Consider the following 21,679-nt stretch of genomic DNA (forward strand, 5'->3'; position numbering starts at 1 on the left):
CATGGACAAGAGGATCTTCGGCATTGAAACCGAATTCGGGATTTCCTATTCGAGCCCGGACTCCCGGCCCCTCGCTCCGGAGGAAGTGGCCCGCTACCTGTTCCGCAAGGTGGTCAGCTGGGGCCGGTCCTCCAACGTGTTCCTCACCAACGGGTCCCGCCTGTACCTCGACGTGGGCTCGCATCCGGAATATGCCACCGCGGAATGCGATGACCTCGCCCAGCTGATCGCCCATGACCGCGCCGGGGAGCTCATCCTGGACGACCTCGTGGACGAGGCCCAGTCCAGGCTCGCGGCCGAGGGCTTCAACGGGACTGTCTACCTGTTCAAGAACAACACCGACTCCGCCGGCAACTCTTACGGCAGCCATGAGAACTACCTCATTCCGCGCCGCGGCGAGTTCACCCGGCTGGCCGAGATCCTCATCCCGTTCCTCGTCACCCGCCAGCTCATCGCCGGTGCGGGCAAGATCCTGAAGACCCCGCACGGGGCCACCTACGCGTTCTCTCAGCGGGCGGACCACATCTGGGAAGGCGTGTCCTCGGCCACCACGCGTTCCCGGCCGATCATCAACACCCGCGACGAGCCGCATGCTGACGCCGAGTTCTATCGCCGGCTGCACGTGATCGTCGGGGACTCCAACATGTCCGAGACCACGGCGCTGCTCAAGGTGGGGACCGTGGACCTCATCCTGCGGATGATCGAAGCCGGCGTGATCATGCGGGACATGCGGATGGAAAACCCCATCCGCAGCATCCGTGAGATCTCCCATGACCTGAGCGGCCGCGCGCTGGTCCGGCTCGCCAACGGCCGCCAGCTCACCGCGCTGGAGATCCAGCAGGAGTACCTGACCAAGGTCACGGCCTTCGTCGAGGAAAACGGCGCCCACAACCCGCACGTCCCGCTGATCCTGGACCTGTGGGGGCGGACGCTGCGTGCCATCGAAAGCGGCGACTCCAGCACCATTGACACCGAGATTGACTGGGCAATCAAGAAGAAGCTGATGGACAGCTACCGCAGGCGCCACGGCCTGGGCCTGGACGCCCCGCGGATCGCGCAGCTGGACCTCACCTACCACGACATCTCCCGTTCCCGCGGCCTGTACTACCTCCTCCAGTCCCGCGGGGCAGTCCGGCGGGTGACCGAGGAGACAGCCATCAAGGACGCCGTGGACGCCCCGCCGCAGACCACCCGCGCCAAGCTGCGTGGCGACTTCGTCCGCAAGGCGCAGGAGCTGGGCCGGGACTACACGGTGGATTGGGTCCATCTGAAGCTCAACGACCGCGCCCACCAGACCATTTTGTGCAAGGACCCGTTCCGCAACGTGGACGAGCGGGTTGACGCCCTTCTGGACTCTATGGGCTGATACCCGGCTTTCCGCGTTACTCTGGAAGAGGCCGTTCTGCGGTCCTGACTGCCTTGCCGTGTGCGGCACCGCCACCGGCAGGGCATCCATCTTGCCCCGACGAAAGTTCTTACGTGCGCCGACTACTAGCAATCCTTCTTCCCGCGCTGCTTCTGCTGACCGCCTGTGGCGGCCAGGAGCCCGCAGCCCCGGAACCGACCAGCCAGTCCGCGGGTGAGACCGCCAAGCTCGATTCGCTCAAGCTGACGGACAAGGGCGACAAGAAAGCCCCGGGCGTCGAGTTCACCAAACCCCTCGAGGTGACCGAACCCACCGTCAAGGTTGTCGCTGAAGGCAGCGGCGACCGGGTGAAAGCGAACCAGGTCGCCGAGATTTCGGTACTGAGACTAAACGCCAAGGACGGCTCCACCATCGACGACGGCTTCCCCCGGGACCCCCAGTCGTTCGAGCTGAGCGAAGAAGTCAAAACCAGCAGCCCCATAATTTACAACGCATTCGTGGGCGCCAAGGTGGGCTCCCAGCTCGCCCTGGTTGCGCCGGGGCAAGCGGCTACCGCTGGTGCCGCCGCCCAGCCGTCCGAACTCCTGATCATCAAGGTCATCTCGGCCAAGGACGCGCCTAAGGCTCTGGAGAAGCCGGAAGGCGAAACGGTCACCCCGCCGGCCGGCCTGCCGACCGTCACCGAGAAGGACGGCGTCCCGGAGATCGCGGTCAAGGGCGTCGCAGCCCCGAAGAAGCTGATTTCCCAGGACCTGATCAAGGGCAAGGGCGCCGCCGTCAAGGCCACGGACACCCTGACCGTCAACTACGTCGGCGTGGCCCTGGCCAGCGGCAAGAAGTTCGACTCCAGCTTCGACCGCAAGCAGACGGCATCATTCGCGCTGAACCAGGTCATCAAGGGCTGGACCCAGGGCCTGACCGGCAAGACCGTCGGCTCGCGCGTCCTGCTCGTCATCCCCAAGGACCTCGCCTACGGCGATAAGGGCCAGGGTGACGCCAAGGGAGACCTAGTGTTCGTCGTCGACATCCTCGGCGCTAAGTAACGCCACAGCGTAAAGTAACAACGCGAATATCCAAGTTCCACCAGCAGAAGGAGCAACCATGTCATTTGGCCAGCGCAAGCTCGACCGCGAAAAGCCGGAAATCGACTTCCCCGAAGGCCCGGTGCCCACGGAACTCGTCATCACGGACATCATCGAGGGTGACGGTCCCGAGGCCAAGGCCGGCGACACCGTCTCCACGCACTACGTCGGCGTGGCCTGGTCCACCGGCGAAGAGTTCGACGCATCCTGGGGCCGCGGCGCCCCGCTGGACTTCCGCGTCGGCGTTGGCCAGGTCATCCAGGGCTGGGACCAGGGTCTGCTCGGCATGAAGGTGGGCGGACGCCGCCGCCTGGAGATCCCCTCCGAACTGGCCTACGGCTCGCGCGGTGCCGGCGGAGCCATCGGCCCGAACGAGGCCCTCATCTTCGTCGTCGACCTGGTGGGCGTCCGCTAGTCCCCACCCGCCCCCTCTCCTCGCAAGCTCGGACAGGGAACCCTGCGGGCGTGGGCCTATCCGTGCTTTAACTGCGCAAGCGCGGTAACAATCGAAGGATTTTCCGGATTGTTGCCGCGCTTTCGCGTTTTTGCCGGAACGGCTTTAGTAACGTAACGAAGGTGTCCGCCCAACGTACTGAACGCCTTCTGAACCTCCTGATCGCCCTGCTGAACTCGCGGTACGGCCTGCGGCGCAGTGAGCTGCGGGAGAGAATCTATGCCGGCGGCGCGGCCAGCGACGCCGCATTTGGCCGCATGTTCGAACGCGACAAGAACGACCTGCGCGACTTCGGCTTCGACGTCGAGACGGTCACGGACCTGGGCTGGAGTTCGGACGATCCCGGCACCACCCGCTACCGGATCGGCAAGGAATCGAACCGCCTGCCGGATGTGGAACTGACCCCGGACGAATGGACCGTCCTGCTGCTGGCCTCGCAGCTTTGGGAGCAGGCTGCCCTGGGCACGGCGGCGGGCAACGCCCTCCGCAAGCTTCAGGCGGCAGGCGGCCTGGCCGACGTCGAACTTCCGGCCGGCGTGCAGCCGCGCATCAAGCCTGCCGGCCAGGCGTTCGAGGATCTCGTGGCCGCCATGCACGCCCAGCACGCTGTCCGCTTCCAGTACCTCGCCGGCAGCACGGGCCGGGAAGAGGAACGCGTGGTTGAACCGTGGGGCCTGGGAAGCCGCTTCGGCCAGTGGTATCTCGTCGGCTTCGACCGGGGCCGCGGCGCCAAGCGCTTCTTCCGGCTGACGCGCTTCACGTCCGCCGTCACAGTTCTGGACCGGGAGGACTTCACGCCGCCGGCCGGCTTCAATGTCCGTGCCGAGCTGAACAGCCTTCCGGAGCTCCCGGTGAGCGCCGCCGTCGTGGACGTCCGCGCCGGCAAGCTGCTGGGGCTGCGCAAGCGTGCCGCCGGGGACACATCCCCGAAGGCCGACGCCGGCTGGGACCGGCTGACCGTTCCCTACCGTGACGCTGAGGTGCTTGGGGAGGAACTTGCCTCGTACGGGCCGAATGTCCGGGTGGTGAGCCCCGCGGAGCTTTCAGTTGCCGTGCAGCGGCGCCTGGCTGATGCCGCGGCGTTCATCGACGCTCCTGTGCCGTCCTATTCATTCGGTCACGCGGGGACGGGAAAGCGGACCCGCAAGCGGACCTCTGAGGACCAGCTCAAGCGGATGCTGCAGCTGGTCCCGTTCCTGGTCCGCAACCAGGGCCTCCCGATCGAGGAGGTCGCCGACAGGTTCGGGGTGACCCGCCAGGAACTGGAGGGCGATCTGCTGATCCTGATCTGCTCCGGCCTGCCGCAGGGGTACCCGGACGAGCTGCTGGACATCCAGTGGGAGGAAGGCCACGTTTTCATCAGCCAGTCCATGGAGCTGAACCGGCCGGTCCGCTTCACCGTGGACGAGGCGTGCGCCCTGCTCACGGGCCTGGAGACCCTGAACGGGCTGCCTGAACTGGCCGAGGGAAGTGCCCTGGACTCGGTGACTCTCAAGCTGATGGCGGCTGCGGGGGAGGAAGGGCTCCGGGCGGCGGCCCTGTCAGGGCCTGAGGTGGGACCCGGCAACTCAGCCAACCTCGAGGTCATCCGGAACGCGATCGAATCAGGGTCCCAGCTGCACCTCGTCTACCTCTCCCCGCAGAAGGACACCTTTTCGGAGCGGGACGTGGATCCGCTCCGCCTCTACTCGCTGGACAACACCTGGTACTTCGAGGCTTACTGCCATTCAGCGGCCGGCCTCCGGAATTTCCGGCTGGACCGGATCGAGGACCTCACCCCAACCGGCAGGCCGGTCTCGTCCGGAATAACGCCCGACGGCGGGTTCCCGGCAAAGCTGTTCACTCCGAACGACGACGACACTCTGGTCACCGTCCAGCTCACCGCCCGCGGTGCCGGGCTCGCTGACGACTACTATGCCGAGCGGACGGCACCGCTGCCCGACGGCGGCCTGGTGGCGGAAATCCGGTTCGGCAACACGGCATGGCTGCCCATGTTCGTTGCCCAGCACGGCGGAACGGCGCGGATCCTGGAACCTGAGCAACTTGCCCGTGCCTCGCGGGACTGGATTGAAGCGGCCCTCGCCCAGTACAAGAGCTAGCCAGTACAACAGCCAACCAATGCGCCCGCTAGACTACTCAGCATGCCTTGGTGGTCCTGGATCCTAATTTGGGTGGCGCTCGTGTCGCTGTCCCTGCTGTTCTTCGTAGTCATGGGTGTCCGCCTGTTCCGACAGTTCATGGCGACGGTCAAGGAGCTGGGTGAAGCGGGGGACAAGCTCACCAGCCTTCCGGTTCCCGTGGCAGCAGCCGGCGGCGCCGCCGCCGAGTGGCCCGGTTCCGCCGTCGTCGGGGTTGCACCCGCAGCCGGGGTTTCCCACCCAGCGGGGGTTGCACCGGGCACCGCCCCTTTTGCCTCACCACACCAGATGCGCCATGATTACCACGCATCCAAAGAGGCCCGCAGGGAGGCCCGGCGCCAGCGCCGGGTCCGCCGGAAGGCCGAGCGGGGCCAGCCCCAGTCGCTGCGCGACATCGAATTCAGATAAACGTAGGATGTTACTAAACGAAAGGAACACCCACCATGAGGCTTGAAGGCTGGCATCTCATCATCATCATCGTCCTGGCTTTGGTGCTCTTCGCTGCACCGAAGCTGCCCGGCATGGCCCGGAGCCTCGGCCAGTCGATGCGTATTTTCAAGTCGGAAGTCCGCGAAATGAAGAAGGACGGAGCGCCTGAAGCCAAGGACGGCTCTGATCCCGTTGAAGGCACCGTCGTCAACCACCCGCGTTCCGCCACGACGGAGAACCGCCCGGCAGACGGCAACGACGTTCCGCCCCCCAACCGCGCCTAAGATTACGTGGCACTAACCATGAGTCGTCGCTCCAACCCTGAGGGACGGATGGCTCTGCTGGACCATCTGCGCGAACTCAGGAACAGGCTGTTCAAGTCCGCCATCGCCGTTGTGCTCGCCACCGTTGCGGGTTTCATGGTCTATCAGCCCATGCTGTCGGCCCTGATCAAGCCGATCAAGGACCTCAACAACAACGCCGGCCGCCAGGCGTCCCTCAACTTCGACGGCGTGGCGAGCTCGTTCGACCTCATGATCCAGGTGTCAGTCTTCCTCGGCGTCATCCTGGCCAGCCCCGTGTGGCTGTACCAGCTGTGGGCGTTCATCGTCCCCGGTCTGCACAAGAAGGAGCGCCGGCTGGCGCTGTCCTTCGTGGCGGCCGCGGTGCCGCTCTTCGTCGGCGGCGTGGCGATGGCCTGGCTCGTCCTGCCAAATGCTGTCCGGGTCCTCACCGAATTCACTCCCGCCGGCGGCTCAAACTTCATCAGCGCGCAGGTGTATCTGTCCTTCGTGCTGAGGCTTCTGCTCGCCTTCGGCATCGCGTTCCTGCTGCCTGTTGTGCTGGTCGGGCTGAACCTCGCCGGGCTGCTGCGGGGGGCACAGCTCATAAGGAGCTGGCGCATCACCGTGTTCCTCGTCTGCCTCTTTGCCGCCATGGCCGCCCCGGGGGCGGACGCGATGAGCATGTTCTACCTTGCCACGCCCATGCTGGTGCTCTTCTTTGCAGCCATCGGCCTGTGTGTCCTGAACGACCGCCGTCGTGAGCGCAGGGCCGAGAAGCGGGCCGCTGAAACCGAGGCCACAGCCGATATCGCGACCCCGAGCAGTGAGCTGAAGAATCTCTAGTCGCGCCACCGCTAGGCTTGAGGCATGTCCACCACCACCCCGTCGCCCTCCGAACGGTACCGTGCCAGCGCCGAACGGGCCGCGGAAGCAAAAACCCACCTGGGTGCATTCGCCCGCACACTGAGCTTTGAACTGGATGACTTCCAGCGGCAGGCGTGCAAGTCCCTCCAGGAAGGCCGCGGGGTCCTGGTGGCCGCACCCACCGGTGCCGGCAAGACGATCGTGGGCGAGTTTGCCGTGTACCTGGCGCTGCAGCGGGGGCTGAAGGCGTTCTACACCACGCCCATCAAGGCGCTCAGCAACCAGAAATTCACCGAGCTGACGGAGAAATACGGCGAGGAGAACGTCGGACTCCTGACCGGCGACACCAGCATCAACGGCGACGCGCCCGTGGTGGTGATGACCACCGAGGTCCTGCGCAACATGCTCTACGCCGACTCCGACACCCTGTTCGACCTGGGGTTTGTGGTCATGGACGAGGTCCACTACCTGGCCGACCGCTTCCGCGGTGCAGTCTGGGAGGAAGTCATCATCCACCTGCCCAGTGAGGTGCAGGTGGCGTCCCTAAGTGCCACAGTCTCCAACGCTGAGGAGTTCGGCGCGTGGCTGGACACCGTGCGCGGCGACACCGACGTCATCGTCTCCGAACACCGCCCTGTACCGCTCTGGCAGCACGTCATGGTGGGCCGGGACATCGTGGATCTCTTCGCGGGCGAGACCGCCTTCGACGAAATCGCCCCGGCGGGCAATCCCGCCTCGGCTGCCGCGCTGCCCTCGGCACCTTCGGTGGACGAGGCCGGCCAGCGGGGATTCGAGGTCAACCCGGAACTGCTGTCCCTTTCCAGGGCTGAAAGCCAGCTCAACTTCCAGGGCCGCTTCGGCCACGGCGGCCGGAGCCAGCGGCGCCAGCAGCGCCAGCGATACGGCGACCGGCCCCAGCAGGAGACCCGCAGCGCGGTGCGCCGGGCCAGCCGGCCGCAGGTCATTGCCAGCCTGGACCGGCAGGACCTGCTGCCCGCCATCACCTTCATCTTTTCCCGGGCCGGCTGTGACGCGGCCGTCGCCCAGTGCGTGTCGTCCGGCCTGTGGCTCACCACGGAGCGGGAGCAGCGCATCATCGCCCAGCGGGTGGATGAGGCGGGCCAGGACATCCCGTCCGACGACCTTGAGGTGCTGGGCTTTTGGAACTGGCGCGACGGGCTCCTGCGCGGCATCGCGGCCCACCATGCCGGCATGCTTCCCACCTTCAAGGAAGTGGTGGAGAAGCTCTTCGCCGACGGCCTGGTGAAGGCGGTCTTTGCCACCGAAACGCTGGCCCTCGGGGTCAACATGCCCGCGCGTTCCGTGGTGCTGGAGAAGCTGGACAAGTTCAACGGCGAAGCCCACGTGGACATCACGGCGGGGGAGTACACCCAGCTCACCGGCAGGGCGGGCCGGCGCGGCATCGACGTCGAAGGCCACGCGGTGGTCCTGTGGCAGCCGGGCACCGACCCGGCTGCGGTGGCCGGCCTTGCCTCACGCCGGACGTACCCGCTGAACTCCAGCTTCCAGCCCACGTACAACATGAGCATCAACCTGCTCGCACAGTTCGGCCGGCCCAGGGCACGGGAAATCCTGGAGTCCTCCTTCGCCCAGTTCCAGGCTGACCGGTCCGTGGTGGGGCTGGCCCGGCAGGTCCGCAGCCGCGAGGAATCACTGGCCGGCTATGCCAAGTCGATGACCTGCCATCTGGGCGACTTCACCGAGTACGCCCGGCTGCGGCGGGAACTTTCCGACGCCGAGAATTTCAGTTCCCGGACCAAGTCACGTGCCCGCAAATCCCTTAACGAGGACTCCCTGAGCCGGCTTCTACCGGGCGACGTCGTGGATGTCCCGGCAGGCAGGGCGCCCGGCTTCGCCGTGGTGCTGAGCTCGGACCACAGCTCCCGCGAGCCCCGGCCTGCGGTCCTGACCCTGGAAAGCCAGCTGCGCCGGATCGGCGTCGACGACCTTGAAGGGCCCATCGCGCCGCTCACACGGATCAGGATCCCGAAGTCCTTCAACGCCAAGGTGCCCAAATCGCGGCGGGACCTGGCCTCGTCGGTCCGAAACGCGCTGCGGGAGAACCGGCCGCCGGCGCGGGGAAGCAGCCGCAACAACGACTTCGGGCTGGGCTCCGCCTCGCAAAACCAGGAGAAAAAGATCGCCGAGCTGCGGCGTGCCCTGCGGGCCCACCCCTGCCACGGCTGCAGTGAGCGCGAGGACCACGCCCGGTGGTCCGAACGCTGGTGGAAGCTCCGCAAGGAAACCGACGCCCTGGTCCGACAGATCCAGGGCCGCACCAACACCATCGCCAAGACCTTCGACCGGGTCTGCGATGTCCTCTCGGCCTACGGCTACCTCGAGTCCACCGAAGACGGACAGCACCGCATCAGCACCGACGGCCAGCGCCTGCGCCGGATCTACGGTGAGAAGGACCTGCTGATTTCCCAGGCCTTGCGGCAGGGCGCCTTCGATGACCTGGACGCGGTGGAGGTGGCGGCGTTCGCCAGCGTGCTGGTGTACCAGGCGAAACGTGAGGACCGCGGACTGCGGCCCCGCATGCCCAGTGTTTCGCTGGAGACTGCTGTGGACATCGTGGTCCGCGAGTGGTCGGCGCTGGAGGACGTGGAGGAACAGAATAAGCTCCCGCTCACCGGCGAGCCTGAATTGGGCCTCATCTGGCCCATGTACAAGTGGGCCCGCGGCCGGCATCTGCAGGAGGTGCTCAGCGGCTCCGATCTGGCCGCCGGCGACTTCGTCCGCTGGGTGAAGCAGGTGATCGACCTGCTGGACCAGCTAGCCAAGATTCCCGGCCTGGACCCCCGGCTGGCGCGGCTCTGCGCCGAGGCCATCCGGCTGATCAGGCGGGGCGTCGTCGCCTACTCCACCGTGGGCTAGGAACAGCCGGCCCGACATCCGTACCCATACTGTCTCGACATACCAAGGAGCGCCTCCATGGCCGATGCCCCCGCCCGCCCGCAGGAAGGGACCATACCGTCAAAGGTCACGCTGTACCGCAACGGTTCGGTCTACACCGCGGCTGACCCCTTCGCCACGGCGATGCTCGTGGACGGCGACACCATCGCGTGGGTCGGCTCGGAGCAGGCTGCCACCTCCATTGCCGACAGCTCCATGGACATCATCGACCTCCGCGGCGCCCTCGTTGCCCCGGGTTTTGTCGATTCGCACGTCCACCTGACCGAGACCGGCATTGCCTTGAACTCGCTGCAGCTGGGCGGTGTCCGGTCGGCCCGCGAGCTACTGGACGCCGTCGCGGCCGCGGGCGGCAACGGCGCGGTACTGGGGCACGGCTGGGATGAGTCCCTCTGGGACGATCCCACGCTCCCGGACGCCGCAGAGTTGGAGCGGGCTGCCGCCGGCCGTCTGGTGTATCTCTCGCGGGTAGATGTGCACTCAGCCCTCGTCTCGCCGTCGCTCGTGGCCAGTGCCGGCCTGGCGGAGCTGGACGGCTACAGACCGGGCGGCCACGTCAGGCGCCAGGCCCACAGTACAGCCCGGCAAGCCACCCGCAGTCTGCCTGCCGGTGCGCTGCAGGAATACCAGCGGCGCGCACTGGATGAGGCTGCGGCCAACGGCTACGTGGCGGTGGCCGAGATGGGTGCCCCCAAAATCAGCAGCGTCGATGACCTGCGGCTGGCCGCCGGCTGGAATGACGCGGCAGGCTCCCGCCCCGCTCCTGAGGTACTGCCGTACTGGGGACAGCTGACGACGACGGCGGCCGACGCCGAGGCGCTGCTCGCCGAGCTTGGGGTCAGGGTCCGCGGATTTGCCGGGGACCTGAACATGGACGGATCAATCGGTTCCCGCACGGCGTCCCTGCGGGAACCGTACACGGATGCTCCGGCGGAGACAGGGACGACGTACCTCTCCGTAGCCGAGGCGGCAGCGCACCTGGCGGCGTGCTCCGTGCTGGGCATCCAGGGCGGGTTCCACGTCATCGGCGACGCCGGTCTCGACGCGGCCCTGCAGGCCCTCGAGGAAGCTGCCGCCGAAGTGGGGGAGCAGCGGGTCCGGGCCGCGGGGCACCGCTTCGAGCACGTTGAAATGGCCGATGCCGATGCCATCGCCCGCTTGGCGAAGTATTCCGTGACTGTTAGCGTGCAACCTGCGTTCGACGCCGCGTGGGGCGGCCACGGACGGCTTTACGAGCAGCGGCTCGGGTCCCGCAGCCGGGGCATGAACCCGTTCGCCACGTTCTACTCGGCCGGCGTCCCCATCTGCTTCGGCAGTGACGCCCCGGTGACCCCGCTCCGTCCCTGGTCCAGCGTACGGGCGTGCCTCGAGCACCACGACGTCGACCAGCGGATTTCGGCCCGGGCAGCATTCCTCGGACACACCCGGGCCGGCTGGCGCGCCGCCCGCTACGAAAACCCCATGGCCGGGCAGCTGGTACCGGGCGCACCTGCAACCTTCGCCGTCTGGGAAGTGGATGAGCTCATGGTCCAGGTGGCCGACAACAGGGTGCAGTCCTGGAGCACGGATCCCCGCGCCCGCACGCCGCTGCTGCCCGCGCTGGACACGGGCAACGATCCCCGGTGCCTGCAAACCGTCCGGAACGGGCTGGAGCTGTTCTCCGCAGACGCCCTCCGCGCCTGACCCGCGGCCGGCTTAATTCGGCGACACATAGCGCCCGGCTTCGACGGGATTACCGCCGCAAACAGGCCTCTGACCTGCTGCGATACGTGAACAGGCAGGTCAGGGGGCTGTTGACAGCCCCCAGCCAGTCCGTAGCATGGAGCTTCCGGGGCGGGTCCAAAGCGCAGCAGAAAACAGTTCCTCCATCCGCTTATCGCGGCATCAGGAACTGGCCCGTGGCGCGTGGACCCGCCCGTGGCGGACGGAAGTGCCCCGCGGGGCCCGTATAATAGGGAGTTGCGCTTTGCGAGCCGGCGTTCCCGCCGGGCTCCCGCGTGCTGACCGCTCCCATCCAGGAAAGGCCTCCCTGTGCGTGTCCTCACCATCATCCCCACCTACAACGAGCTGGAGTCGCTTCCCAAGACCCTGGGACGCCTCCGGGCCGCAGTGCCGGCCTCAGACGTGCTCGTTGTGGACGACAACAGCCCGGACGGCACCGGACAGCTGGCGGACAGCATCGCGGCTGCAGACAACCAGGTCCACGTCCTGCACCGGAAGGGCAAGGAAGGTCTGGGCGCCGCCTACATCGCGGGCTTCAGGTGGGGACTGGATGCCGGCTACGACGTCCTGGTGGAAATGGACGCCGATGGGTCGCACCAGCCCGAGCAGCTGCCCGCCCTCCTGGAGGCCGTTGACCAGGGCGCAGACCTCGCCATGGGCTCCCGTTGGGTGAAGGGCGGAAGTGTCGTGAACTGGCCGCTCTACCGCCAGGCCATTTCCCGGACCGGCAGCACGTACGCGCGCATCATGCTCGGCCTTAAGATCAAGGACGTGACCGGCGGTTACCGCGCATTCCGGCGCACCACGCTGGAGAAGCTGAACCTGGACCAGGTCGATTCGGTGGGTTACGGCTTCCAGGTGGACCTCGCATGGCGCGTCGCCAAGATGGGGCTGAACATCGTGGAGCGGCCCATCACGTTCGTGGAGCGCGAACTGGGGGCGTCCAAGATGAGCGGCAACATCGTGGTGGAGGCCATGATCAACGTGACGAAGTGGGGCCTGACCGCCCGCTGGAAGAAGCTGACCGGCAAGAGCCCGCGCGGCTAACCGGCACGCCGGCCCAGGCTGATACCTAAAAGGCCGGACCCGCTGCATCGGTGGATGCAGCGGGTCCGGCCTTTTGGCTGTGGCTTTGGCTGTGGCGCCTGCCAGCTGGCTAGCAGCGGCTAGGCTGAACGCCGTTCGCCGCGACGCTCGCGCAGGATGGTGAGGCGGTCTTCGAGGATCTGCTCGAGCTCAGGAAGAGAGCGACGCTCAAGCAGCATGTCCCAGTGTGTGCGGACTGCCTTTTCGTTGCTGGTGTCGGGGCGTTCGCCATCAACGAGCAGCGCTTCCTTGCCGGTCTTGGAAACCCAGACAGGGGGAATTTCGGCTTCGGAGGAAAAGGTTACAAAAACCTGTTCGCCGTCCTCGCACCGGTACTCAACCCGCTGACGCGGAGCCGGCTCCACTCCGGATTCGGTCTCCATGCTTTGGGCGCCAAGACGCATGCCTCGCAGGCTGCGATCGCTCATGATTTCTCCCTCTAATCGGTTCGCGGAGCGGACTCCGCGCTAGTCGGAAGCCCTGATAAGGGTGCCTCCGGACTACGGTGTGGTTCACGTAGCATCACTAGGTGAAACGCTTCGCCAAGCATTGTTGTTCCGCACGGACTGATCCGGCCGGACAAATATCCTATTATACGGGTTCCGGCGGGCTGCAGCAATCCGGCGGGGTGCAGCAATCCGGGTGCGGCAGGCCGGCCCAACAACGCCGGCGCGTGCAAAAGCAAACGGAGGCAGGCCGTTGCGGCCTGCCTCCCGTTTGCTCACCTTGAAGCGCTACGACTGGGTCCGGGCCGCTGCCTCGCCGGGCTGGCCGCTGTCCTGGCTCCCGAACAGGTCGCCGGAGCGGGGATCGGGGTTGGTTCCGCCCAGAGCGCTGCCGATGCCCTTCAGTGCCTCGCCGACTTCGCTGGGGATGATCCACAGCTTGTTGGAGGAGCCGTCGGCGAGCTTCGGCAAGGTCTGCAGGTACTGGTAGGCCAGCAGCTTCTGGTCCGGGTTGCCCTTGTGGATGGCGTCGAAGACCTTCTGGATGGCCTGCGCCTCACCGTCGGCACGAAGGATGGCGGCCTTGGCGTCACCCTCGGCCTTGAGGATGGCGGCCTGCCGCTGCCCTTCTGCTGTCAGGATGGCGGACTGCTTGGTACCCTCAGCGGTCAGGATGGCGGCGCGGCGGTCACGTTCCGCCCGCATCTGCTTCTCCATCGAATCCTGGATGGAGTGCGGCGGGTCAATGGCCTTCAGCTCCACCCGGGAGACGCGGATGCCCCAGCGGCCGGTGGCTTCGTCCAGGACGCCGCGCAGCTGGCCGTTGATCTGGTCGCGGGAGGTGAGCGCCTCTTCGAGGTTCAGGCCACCCACCACGTTGCGCAGGGTGGTAGTGGTCAGCTGTTCCACGGCCTGGATGTAGTTGGCGATCTCGTAGGTGGCCGCACGCGGGTCGGTGACCTGGAAGTAGACCACTGTATCGATGGACACCACGAGGTTGTCCTCGGTGATCACGGGTTGCGGCGGGAAGGACACCACCTGCTCGCGCAGGTCCAGCAGCGGCAGGAGCCGGTCGACGAAGGGGATGAGGAGGGTCAGGCCGGGATTGAGTGTCCGCTGGTACTTTCCCAGCCGTTCCACGACGCCGGCCCGGGCCTGGGGCACGATCCGCACCGACCGGACCAGCACGATGATGACGAAAATAATCAGGACCACCATCACGAACGTGAGGGCGACTCCTCCTGGGCTATCCATACTTCTCCTTTGTCCCCAACTTTCAGTGAAGCTCTAACCTGGCGAAAAACTCGCCGCAATCTGCTGCTCCGCCGTGGCGGGAGCAGAAACCATGGGGAGAACGCCTACTGGACGGCGGTCTCAGCTTGTGGTGAGACGACCGCCGTCGCACCTTCAATGGCCGAGACGATCACGCGCTGTCCTTCGGCCAGGACGCCGGACTGCGAGCGGGCGCTCCAGATGTCGCCGCCGATCTTCACGCGTCCGCCAGTGGCCGTGACGGCCTCCAGGACCAGCGCTGATTCGCCGATCAGGCGGTCGATGTTGGTGCGCTGTTCGGGCGGCCCTTTGTGCAGGTGCTTGAGGGTCACCGGGCGGACGAAGGCGATCATGAGCAGCGAGACGACGCAGAACACGACGATCTCCAGCCAGAGGTCGGCGCCGGCGAAGTCGGCCACCAGGCCGGCCAGGGCGCCTCCGCCCAGCATGATGAAAAACAGATCAAGGGTCAGCATCTCCACGGCGGCGAACACCAGGAAGAGGGTGAGCCACAGTGCCCACCAGTTTTGGCCAAGCCATTCAAGCATCGCGTTCCCCCTTGATCCCGAGGGCTGCGGGGCAGACCCTCAGTAACTTTCTTCCATCGTAGACCGAAGCGGGAGCGCCCGGCAGGGGATTGGCGGGCAGCGCAGGAACGTGGCCAAGCCGTTATGGAGCGCGGTTTTCCGGGGGCACAGATACGGTCGGCACGAAGATGCTGATCCGGAACCGGGCGGACACTTCGGTGGTTCGCGGCAGGCCGGCCAGCCGCCCGCTCAGTGCGGCGCGGTCCGTGTGGTGGCCGGCGGGGCCCATGAGCGCAATGTTGGCCACGTCCTCCGGGGAAAGCGACAGGTCCACGTCTATGTCCTGCGTCGACAGCGGGGAGAAGCGGCCGGCGAGCGCCTCGGCCAGGCGCTCGTCCTTGGCGGGGTCGATGCCCAGCATCCCGGCCTCGCTGGCGATCTCCCCGAGGTGGCCGGCGCGTGGCGTCACCACGATGAGCCTGCCTGAGGGTTTGAGGACGCGGGCGAACTCGGCAGCGTTGCGGGGCGCGAACACCACGGTGATGACGTCGACGGCGGCGTCGGGCAGGGGCAGCGGCTGCCAGACGTCCCCCACGAGGTTGATGGCGTCGGGGTTGAGTTTGGCGGCGCGGCGCAGCGCAAACTTGGAGATGTCCAGCCCGACGGCGGCCACGCCGTCGGGCCCGGCAGACCTATTGACGCCCTCCGCATGTGCGCTCTCGAGATAATCCAGGATCGCCCGCAGGTAGTGTCCCGTTCCCGTGCCGGAGTCAAGGATGGTCGGGGCCGGCCCGTGCAGGGCCGGCGCGGCCGCGCGGGCCAGTGCGTCGGCCAGCGGGCGGTAGTGGCCACCGTCGAGGAAGGCTGTCCGCGCCGCAACCATCTCGGCGGTGTCCGATTCGAAGGCGGTTCCTTTGCCGACCAGCATGTTGAAGTACCCCTGCCGGGCGGCGTCGAAGCTGTGCCGCTCCCGGCACGCCAGCGCCCTGACCCGGCCGGTGCCGCCGTCGTGGACGGCCTGGAGATCCTGGCGGCAGACGGGGCAAAGAAGAACGGGCAGGCGCGAAAGCATGAGGACAATCCTAGGGCAGGTGTTTTGTGCCGCTGCCGTTCCGTGCATCTGCCCGACCCGCTAGGCTCACGTGGGTGAAGCCTGAACATTTGCCGCTGCTCAACTCCGTCTCCGCCCCTGCCGTCCACCCCGACGGCAGCCGGGCCGTGGTGTCCGTCGTCCGGCCGGACTTTGACGCCGACTCCTATGTCGGCCAGCTGTGGAGCGTTCCGCGGGACCCGGAAAAGCTGCCCCGCCGCGTGACCCGGGGTTTCCGCGACACGGCGCCGGCTTTTTCGCCGGACGGCCGGGTGCTGGCATTCCTCCGCTCCGCCCCGGGAGGCGCTCCGCAGCTCCACGTCGTGGAGGCCTCAGGCGGAGAACCGCAGGCACTGACCGACAGGAAGATGGGTGTCGGCTCCTTCGCCTGGTCGCCGGATTCCGCGCAAATCGTCTTCGCATCCAGGGAACCGGAGGCGGGCCGCTACGGAACGCTCGACGGCGTGGGGTCCGGCGCCGAGGACGCGCGGCTCATCACGGACTACAAGTACAGGATGAATGGCGAGGGCTACACGGGAGACAAGCCGCAGCAGCTTTTCCTGCTCGATGTTCCGGAACTCGGCGGGGAACCCTGGGTCAAGCCGGTAGGGCGCGCCGCCAAGCGGAGCGGCACCGGACAGGGCAAGGCCGATGGCAGGACTGAACATGACGGCGCAACTGAACATACAACCGGGTCCGGCGAGGATGCCGTGGGGTTCCCGAAGCCTCGCCAGCTCACAACGTCGGCGACCGACCACGCCGGCGCCACCTTCAGCAGCGACGGAAGTGCCGTCTACTTCGTGGCTGCCCTCCACGAGGACGCCGACCAGGACCTGGTATCGGGGATCTACCGGGTAGCGGCCGACGGCGGTACTCCGGCTCTCATGCCCGTCCCCAACCTGGGTGCCCAGACCGTTTCCGACGTCCGGGAATCGGCCGACGGGCGCTGGCTGTTCTTCACGGCCCAGGACCTGGGCAGCACCCGGCAGGACTTCGTTGCCAAGAACACGGTCCTCTACGTCATGCCCGCCGCGGGCGGCGAGGCTACCGCCCTGAGCGACGCGGAAAACATGGACGTCGAGGCGCCCGGTGCCACCATCGGCCTCCGCGGCCCGGACAGTGCGCTGGTGCTCAACCATGCGCAGGGAACGGTGGAACTGCTCGAATTCAGCGCCACGGGAGACCACTGCCTCCTCGTGCACGGTGACCGCGTGGTCGGCGGGGCCGGGGACGCTGCTGGCACCGTGTTCCTCAGCTACAGCGACGCCGCCACGGCAGGTGACGTGGGAGTCCTCGAGGACGGCCAGCTCCGGCTGCTCACCGACTTCTCTGCGGCACTGCGGACCGAAGCAGGCATCATCGAACCGCAGGAACTGACGTTCCCCGCCCCCGACGGCTACCCCGTCCACGGGTGGCTGGTTCTGCCGCCGGGCAAAGGCCCGCACCCGGTGCTGCTGAACATCCACGGCGGACCGTTCGCGCAGTACACCACCGCGTTCTTCGATGAGGCACAGATCTACGCCTCGGCCGGCTACGCCGTATTGATGTGCAACCCCCGCGGGTCGGCCGGTTACGGCCAAGCCCACGGCCGGAGCATCAAGGAGCGGATGGGCACGGTGGACATGCAGGACGTGCTTGCGTTTTTGGACGGCAGCCTCGGGAAGTTCTCCTCCCTGGACGCCGGCGCGCTGGGAATCATGGGCGGTTCCTATGGTGGTTACCTCACGGCATGGACCATCAGCCAGGACCACCGGTTTCGGGCGGCCATCGTGGAGCGGGGCTTCCTGGATCCCGTCAGCTTCACCGGCTCGTCGGACATCGGCTGGTTCTTCGGCGGTGAATACGTTGGCTCGGCAGCCGAGCAGGTGGCCGCCCAAAGCCCCATGGCAGCCGTGGCCGCCGTCCGGACGCCCACGCTGGTGATCCACAGCGAGGAGGACCTGCGCTGCCCCGTGGAACAGGGCCAGCGCTACTTCACCGCCCTCAAGCAGCAGGGCGTCGACTCGGCGTTCCTCGTGTTCCCGGGCGAGGACCACGAGCTGTCACGCTCGGGCACGCCGCATCACCGGCGGCAGCGGTTCGAACACATCCTCGACTGGTGGGCGAAGTACCTGCCGACGGACAGCAACCGCCGCGACTCTGATGCGGGCCGGCCTGATTCGCTTCGCTAATCGGCCAGGGTCTGCTGGCCGGCCGGGAAGCCTAGCTCCCGGCTGGCCGTGGCGATGCCCGGTTCGGCCCAGCGCTCGGCGTACTCGGTGTTGGTGCTGAGCGAGCGCAGCTCGGCCCGGTCGATGTAGAGCCGGCCGTGGAGGTGGTCGGTCTCGTGCTGCACGATCCGTGCCTGCCAGCCGCTGAAGTCCTTGGCAACCTGGCCGCCGTCGGGCGTTACATAATCCAGCCGCACGCTTTCGGGACGCTCCACCACAGCCTGCAGCCCGGACAGGGAGAGGCAGCCTTCGAAGAAGGCAGCCGTGCCGTTGCCCAGGGGGGAGTACCGCGGATTCAGCATCGCGAAAAACTCCAGCGGTGCCCTGCCCCGGGCCGCGGCCGTGACCTCGTCGATCTCGAACTGGTCTTCGAGGACAGCCAGCTGCAGCGGAATACCCAGCTGCGGGGCTGCCAGCCCCACCCCGGGTGCGGCGTGCATGACCTTCCGCATCAGCACGATCAGCAGGCTGAGTTCATCGGGGTCCAGCTGGCCCTCGAACGGAGCCGCGTGCTGCCGCAGCACCGGGTGCCCGGCCTGCACGATGGGCGGCAGGGCCTCCAGTGCCAGCAGTTCCTGCACTGTTTCCCTGATCCGGGCGGGGCTGTAGGTCGTTGGCGGCGATGTGTGGGTCATGGGGACAGCCTAGTGCCGCGCACCGCGTCACTGCGTGGGCCTCCCTGCATGGTGAAGCGCCGGGCCACCAGGGCGTTGAACGCGGGTATGGCTGCGACGCCGGCGATCGCGGCGTTCCGGGGCCGCAGCAGGCCGTCCGGCAGCGGCCTGCCAAGTGCCATATTCACCTCGGCCTGGCGCTTGGCGGCGGCGGCCGCCCGGCGTCGTGAGGCATCGAAAAGCCGCAGCGCTGGAGCGGACGGCTCACCGCGGACGACGGTGAGGATCGCGGGCAGCAGCGCCTCCGCGTCCAGCCAGCCAAGGTTCATGCCCTGCCCGCCGATGGGGCTGATCTCGTGCGCCGCGTCCCCGATCAGCGCCGTCCGGCCGGACACCATGCGAGCGGCCAGCCGTGCACGGACACTGAAGCTGCTGAGCATGGTGTTCGCACCGGCGTCCAGCGGCACGCCGGTTCTGCGGGCGACGAGTCCGGCCAGCTGCTCCGCATCGGGGCAGGCCGGCGGTCTGCCCAGCCGGACCACCCAGCGGCGGACGCCGCCGGGAAGCGGAAAGGACTCCACAATTCCATCGCGTTCCAGGAACAGTGCGGCGTCGCTGCCGAAGGCGCTGGACTCTGGAAAGTCACCCATCAAATAGTGGTCCGGATACAGTTTCTCCGGCGCCGGGACCCCCAGCAGGGAACGCATTGTCGAGTAGGCGCCGTCGGCACCCACCGCGAAAGCGGCGGAGTGGCTGGCGGCGCCACCGCCAGTGGTGACGCTGAGCGTGACCCGGCCGCCGTCGTCGTGCATTCCGGTGACCCGGGCGTTCCGGATCAGCGCGCCGGAGTCCAGCTCCCGGAGCCGCCGCTCCAGCACCTCCTCGGTCACGGGCTGGGGGACGGCCAGGACGAACGGGTACCGCTCGGAGACCGGAGCGAACTGCATGCGGGCGATCCTCCGGCCCTTGCTCACGGCGAAGCCCTGGCGGATCGGGACGCCACGGCCGATCAGCTCGCGGGCAACGCCGATGCGCTCCAGGGCGGCGAGCGCCGGCGGATGGATGCCGATGGCCCGGGTGTGGGCGTTGCGGCCCGTCCGCCGTTCCAGGACCCGCACCTCGACCCCGTGCTGCAGGAGCAGCGAACCGAGGAAGAGTCCCACCGGCCCGCCGCCCACGATCAGCGCATCGGTCATGCCTGGCGCTGCCGGTAGGTATCGTGCCGCCGGTAGGTGAGCAGGCAGTGGAAGGGTGCGTGCGGTTCCACCGTCCAGCCGGCGGGGACCACCGCTGCCAGCTCCGGGACCGTGTAGCTGCGCCTGATGGAGGTCAGCCCGTCCCCCCGGATGTAGGATCCGGTGAGCGGCAGGGCCCCGGCGCTGAACAGGGCATAGGCGGCCGCGCTCCGGCTGAGGTCGTTGTGCAGGGCAAGTCGGCGGGCGAGCCGGGCGGAATCGGCCAGGAACGACTGCAGTTCCTGCGCGGTCAGGTGGTGCAGCACGTGGTTGGAAATGACGACGTCGTACTGCCTGCCCTCGGCGAGCAGGTCACCGCTGCTCGCCTGGCGGAATCCGACGCCGGGTGCCGGCTTCCGGTCCACCGCGAACCGGAACGCCCTTTCGTCCGGGTCGATCCCCGTCACGTGGAGCCGGATCCCGTCCCTTGCAGCCCAGCGGGCGAGCATCACTGCCAGGTCCCCGCCGCCGCAGCCGACGTCCAGCAGGGTAGCCGGGCCGGTGCCGGACACCTGCGGTCGCACTCTGGTGCGATAGAGCCGGTGCCAGCCGGAGACCACGCGGTTGACCAATGCGAACTGTTGGTAAGTGCGCTGCAGCCGGTCCGGATCGCAGTCCGGCCGGTCCATGTCTTCGACGGCATCCGTGTCCCGCCGGCCGAGGATGCCTGGGCCCCTTCCCGGGATTCTCACCGGATCAGGCCAGGGACGGCTCGGTGTCGGATGGCTCGGTGTCGCCGGACCGCGTGTCCCGCAGGGCGGTGGTGCCCACCACCGCATCAGCGTCATTGGCCTGCTGCCTCACTTTGGTGAACAGCCCGGTTTCCACTGTCAGGCCCGGGCCGAACGCCATGGAGCAGATCCGTTCGTCCCCCTCCTGCGGCGGAAGGTCCAGAATGTGCTTGAGCACGAAGAGCACCGTGGCGCTGCTCATGTTCCCGTAGTTCCGCAGCGTTTCGCGGGCAGGCCGGAGCTGCTCGTCGGTGAGGTCCAGCCGGGACTGGACCTTGTCCAGGATGCTGCGGCCGCCCGGGTGGATGGCCCAGTGGGTGATGTCGCTGTACGCGAGTTCCCGCAGGGACGGGTCGCGTGCCAGCAGCGGCTCGAGTGCCCCCACGATGTGGTCGTCGATGATGTGCGGCACGTAGTTGCCGAGCACCATCTCGAAGCCTTCATCGCCGATGTTCCAGGCCATGGAGTCCTCGCCAACGGGCGTCAGGACCGTCTCGAAATGGTCCAGCTGGAGCAGCGGCGGGGATGCCAGGTCCCCGCGGGCTGTCACGACGGCGGCTGCCGCGCCGTCCGCAAACAGCGCGGACCCCATGATCGTGTCGGGATCGTTGGAGGTCCGGACATGCAGCGAGCAGAGCTCGGCGCACACCACCAGCACAACTGCCGCCGGGTCCGCCTCGCAGAAGGATTTGGCTGCCCGGAGCGCGGGAAAGGCCGCGTAGCAGCCCATGAAGCCCAGGTGGTAGCGCTGCACGGCAGGGTTGAGGCCGAGGGCGCGGACGATCTTGTAGTCGGGACCGGGGTTGAAAAAGCCTGTACAGGAGACGGTGATGAGGTGGGTGATGTCCGCCGCGTCAATGCCGTCACACTGGGATACGGCCGCGCCCGCCGCCTCTATGAAAAGCTTCGTTGCTTCTTCGGCGAAGAGGTTGTTGCGTGCCTTGGTGCTGGGGCTCCGCAGCAGGCCGGTCTGCGGATCGAAAAACTGGGGATTTTCGGCGGTGGAGTCCAGGGTCAGTTCGCGGACCGCCGTGTACCGGGTGTCGATGGCGGCCGAATCGAAGCAGGTGGACACGAGCCGCGACCCAAGGCGGGTCAGCCCCGGCTGGGCTGCGAACACGTCTCGGGCCTCATGCTGGATGAGGATAGTCGGCGGAACTGCAGTTTCGAGAGCTCTCACATAGACCGTCATTCG

The 21,679-nt window shown here is 67.4% G+C and carries 19 protein-coding genes; 11 read left to right on the forward strand and 8 right to left on the reverse strand.

Annotated elements, in window-relative coordinates:
• Position 1: 1 nt before the first annotated feature.
• The 10 genes from pafA (at position 2) to ACFTSA_RS09780 (ending at position 12,320) form a co-directional block, all read left to right on the forward strand.
• The gene (gene pafA / locus ACFTSA_RS09735; protein WP_331568729.1) at positions 2-1,366 is read left to right on the forward strand and encodes a Pup--protein ligase; all 1,365 of its coding nucleotides are present in this window, start codon (positions 2-4) and stop codon (positions 1,364-1,366) included.
• A gap of 113 nt (positions 1,367-1,479) precedes the next feature.
• Entirely contained in the window at positions 1,480-2,409 is a 930-nt protein-coding gene (locus ACFTSA_RS09740) for an FKBP-type peptidyl-prolyl cis-trans isomerase (protein WP_377951065.1), read from the forward strand.
• A 58-nt stretch (positions 2,410-2,467) separates the two neighbouring features.
• A complete protein-coding gene (locus ACFTSA_RS09745) occupies positions 2,468-2,863 on the forward strand; it encodes an FKBP-type peptidyl-prolyl cis-trans isomerase (protein ID WP_307102959.1) in 396 nt (131 codons plus the stop codon).
• Between the two features lie 161 nt (positions 2,864-3,024).
• Positions 3,025-5,001 carry a helix-turn-helix transcriptional regulator gene (locus ACFTSA_RS09750; protein WP_377951066.1) on the forward strand — a complete coding sequence of 659 codons (1,977 nt, stop codon included), beginning with the start codon at positions 3,025-3,027 and terminating at the stop codon, positions 4,999-5,001.
• Positions 5,002-5,043: 42 nt separating this feature from the next.
• The gene (locus tag ACFTSA_RS09755) at positions 5,044-5,448 is read left to right on the forward strand and encodes a hypothetical protein (protein ID WP_377951067.1); all 405 of its coding nucleotides are present in this window, start codon (positions 5,044-5,046) and stop codon (positions 5,446-5,448) included.
• Between the two features lie 35 nt (positions 5,449-5,483).
• Positions 5,484-5,753: a Sec-independent protein translocase subunit TatA gene (tatA, locus tag ACFTSA_RS09760; protein WP_377951068.1), complete on the forward strand. Its 270-nt coding sequence runs from the start codon at positions 5,484-5,486 to the stop codon at positions 5,751-5,753.
• 48 nt (positions 5,754-5,801) lie between these two features.
• On the forward strand, positions 5,802-6,596 hold the full coding sequence (gene tatC, locus ACFTSA_RS09765; protein WP_377951136.1) for a twin-arginine translocase subunit TatC: 795 nt from the start codon (positions 5,802-5,804) through the stop codon (positions 6,594-6,596).
• A 24-nt stretch (positions 6,597-6,620) separates the two neighbouring features.
• Positions 6,621-9,515, forward strand: coding sequence for a DEAD/DEAH box helicase (locus ACFTSA_RS09770; protein WP_377951069.1), 2,895 nt, complete (start codon positions 6,621-6,623; stop codon positions 9,513-9,515).
• A 57-nt stretch (positions 9,516-9,572) separates the two neighbouring features.
• The gene (locus tag ACFTSA_RS09775) at positions 9,573-11,234 is read left to right on the forward strand and encodes an amidohydrolase (protein ID WP_377951070.1); all 1,662 of its coding nucleotides are present in this window, start codon (positions 9,573-9,575) and stop codon (positions 11,232-11,234) included.
• A 348-nt stretch (positions 11,235-11,582) separates the two neighbouring features.
• Positions 11,583-12,320 (forward strand): polyprenol monophosphomannose synthase, encoded by a 738-nt coding sequence (locus ACFTSA_RS09780; protein ID WP_354259846.1) that lies wholly within the window; start codon positions 11,583-11,585, stop codon positions 12,318-12,320.
• Between the two features lie 119 nt (positions 12,321-12,439).
• Here the strand turns inward: ACFTSA_RS09780 and ACFTSA_RS09785 are convergent, their stop codons facing one another.
• The 4 genes from ACFTSA_RS09785 to ACFTSA_RS09800 form a co-directional block, all read right to left on the reverse strand.
• Positions 12,440-12,787 carry an RNA polymerase-binding protein RbpA gene (locus ACFTSA_RS09785; protein ID WP_003802221.1) on the reverse strand — a complete coding sequence of 116 codons (348 nt, stop codon included), beginning with the start codon at positions 12,785-12,787 and terminating at the stop codon, positions 12,440-12,442.
• 306 nt (positions 12,788-13,093) lie between these two features.
• A complete protein-coding gene (locus tag ACFTSA_RS09790) occupies positions 13,094-14,059 on the reverse strand; it encodes an SPFH domain-containing protein (RefSeq protein ID WP_377951071.1) in 966 nt (321 codons plus the stop codon).
• 104 nt (positions 14,060-14,163) lie between these two features.
• A complete protein-coding gene (locus ACFTSA_RS09795; RefSeq protein WP_377951072.1) occupies positions 14,164-14,625 on the reverse strand; it encodes an NfeD family protein in 462 nt (153 codons plus the stop codon).
• A gap of 121 nt (positions 14,626-14,746) precedes the next feature.
• A complete protein-coding gene (locus tag ACFTSA_RS09800) occupies positions 14,747-15,676 on the reverse strand; it encodes a putative RNA methyltransferase (RefSeq protein ID WP_377951073.1) in 930 nt (309 codons plus the stop codon).
• A gap of 74 nt (positions 15,677-15,750) precedes the next feature.
• Between ACFTSA_RS09800 and ACFTSA_RS09805 the strand changes: the two genes are divergently transcribed.
• The gene (locus tag ACFTSA_RS09805) at positions 15,751-17,865 is read left to right on the forward strand and encodes a S9 family peptidase (RefSeq protein WP_377951074.1); all 2,115 of its coding nucleotides are present in this window, start codon (positions 15,751-15,753) and stop codon (positions 17,863-17,865) included.
• Here ACFTSA_RS09805 and ACFTSA_RS09810 read toward each other — a convergent pair.
• The 4 genes from ACFTSA_RS09810 to ACFTSA_RS09825 form a co-directional block, all read right to left on the reverse strand.
• Positions 17,862-18,539 carry a peptide deformylase gene (locus tag ACFTSA_RS09810; protein ID WP_377951075.1) on the reverse strand — a complete coding sequence of 226 codons (678 nt, stop codon included), beginning with the start codon at positions 18,537-18,539 and terminating at the stop codon, positions 17,862-17,864. The genes ACFTSA_RS09805 and ACFTSA_RS09810 overlap by 4 nt on opposite strands.
• Complete coding sequence (locus ACFTSA_RS09815) at positions 18,536-19,714, reverse strand: FAD-dependent oxidoreductase (RefSeq protein ID WP_377951076.1); 1,179 nt, start codon at positions 19,712-19,714, stop codon at positions 18,536-18,538. The genes ACFTSA_RS09810 and ACFTSA_RS09815 overlap by 4 nt, the downstream gene beginning before the upstream one ends.
• Complete coding sequence (locus ACFTSA_RS09820) at positions 19,711-20,382, reverse strand: class I SAM-dependent methyltransferase (RefSeq protein WP_377951137.1); 672 nt, start codon at positions 20,380-20,382, stop codon at positions 19,711-19,713. The genes ACFTSA_RS09815 and ACFTSA_RS09820 overlap by 4 nt, the downstream gene beginning before the upstream one ends.
• 67 nt (positions 20,383-20,449) lie before the next feature.
• Positions 20,450-21,676, reverse strand: coding sequence for a type III polyketide synthase (locus ACFTSA_RS09825; protein WP_377951077.1), 1,227 nt, complete (start codon positions 21,674-21,676; stop codon positions 20,450-20,452).
• Between the last annotated feature and the right edge of the window lie 3 nt (positions 21,677-21,679).

The organism is Arthrobacter sp. NPDC057013 (assembly GCF_042674585.1).
Classification (GTDB): Bacteria; Actinomycetota; Actinomycetes; order Actinomycetales; family Micrococcaceae; genus Arthrobacter.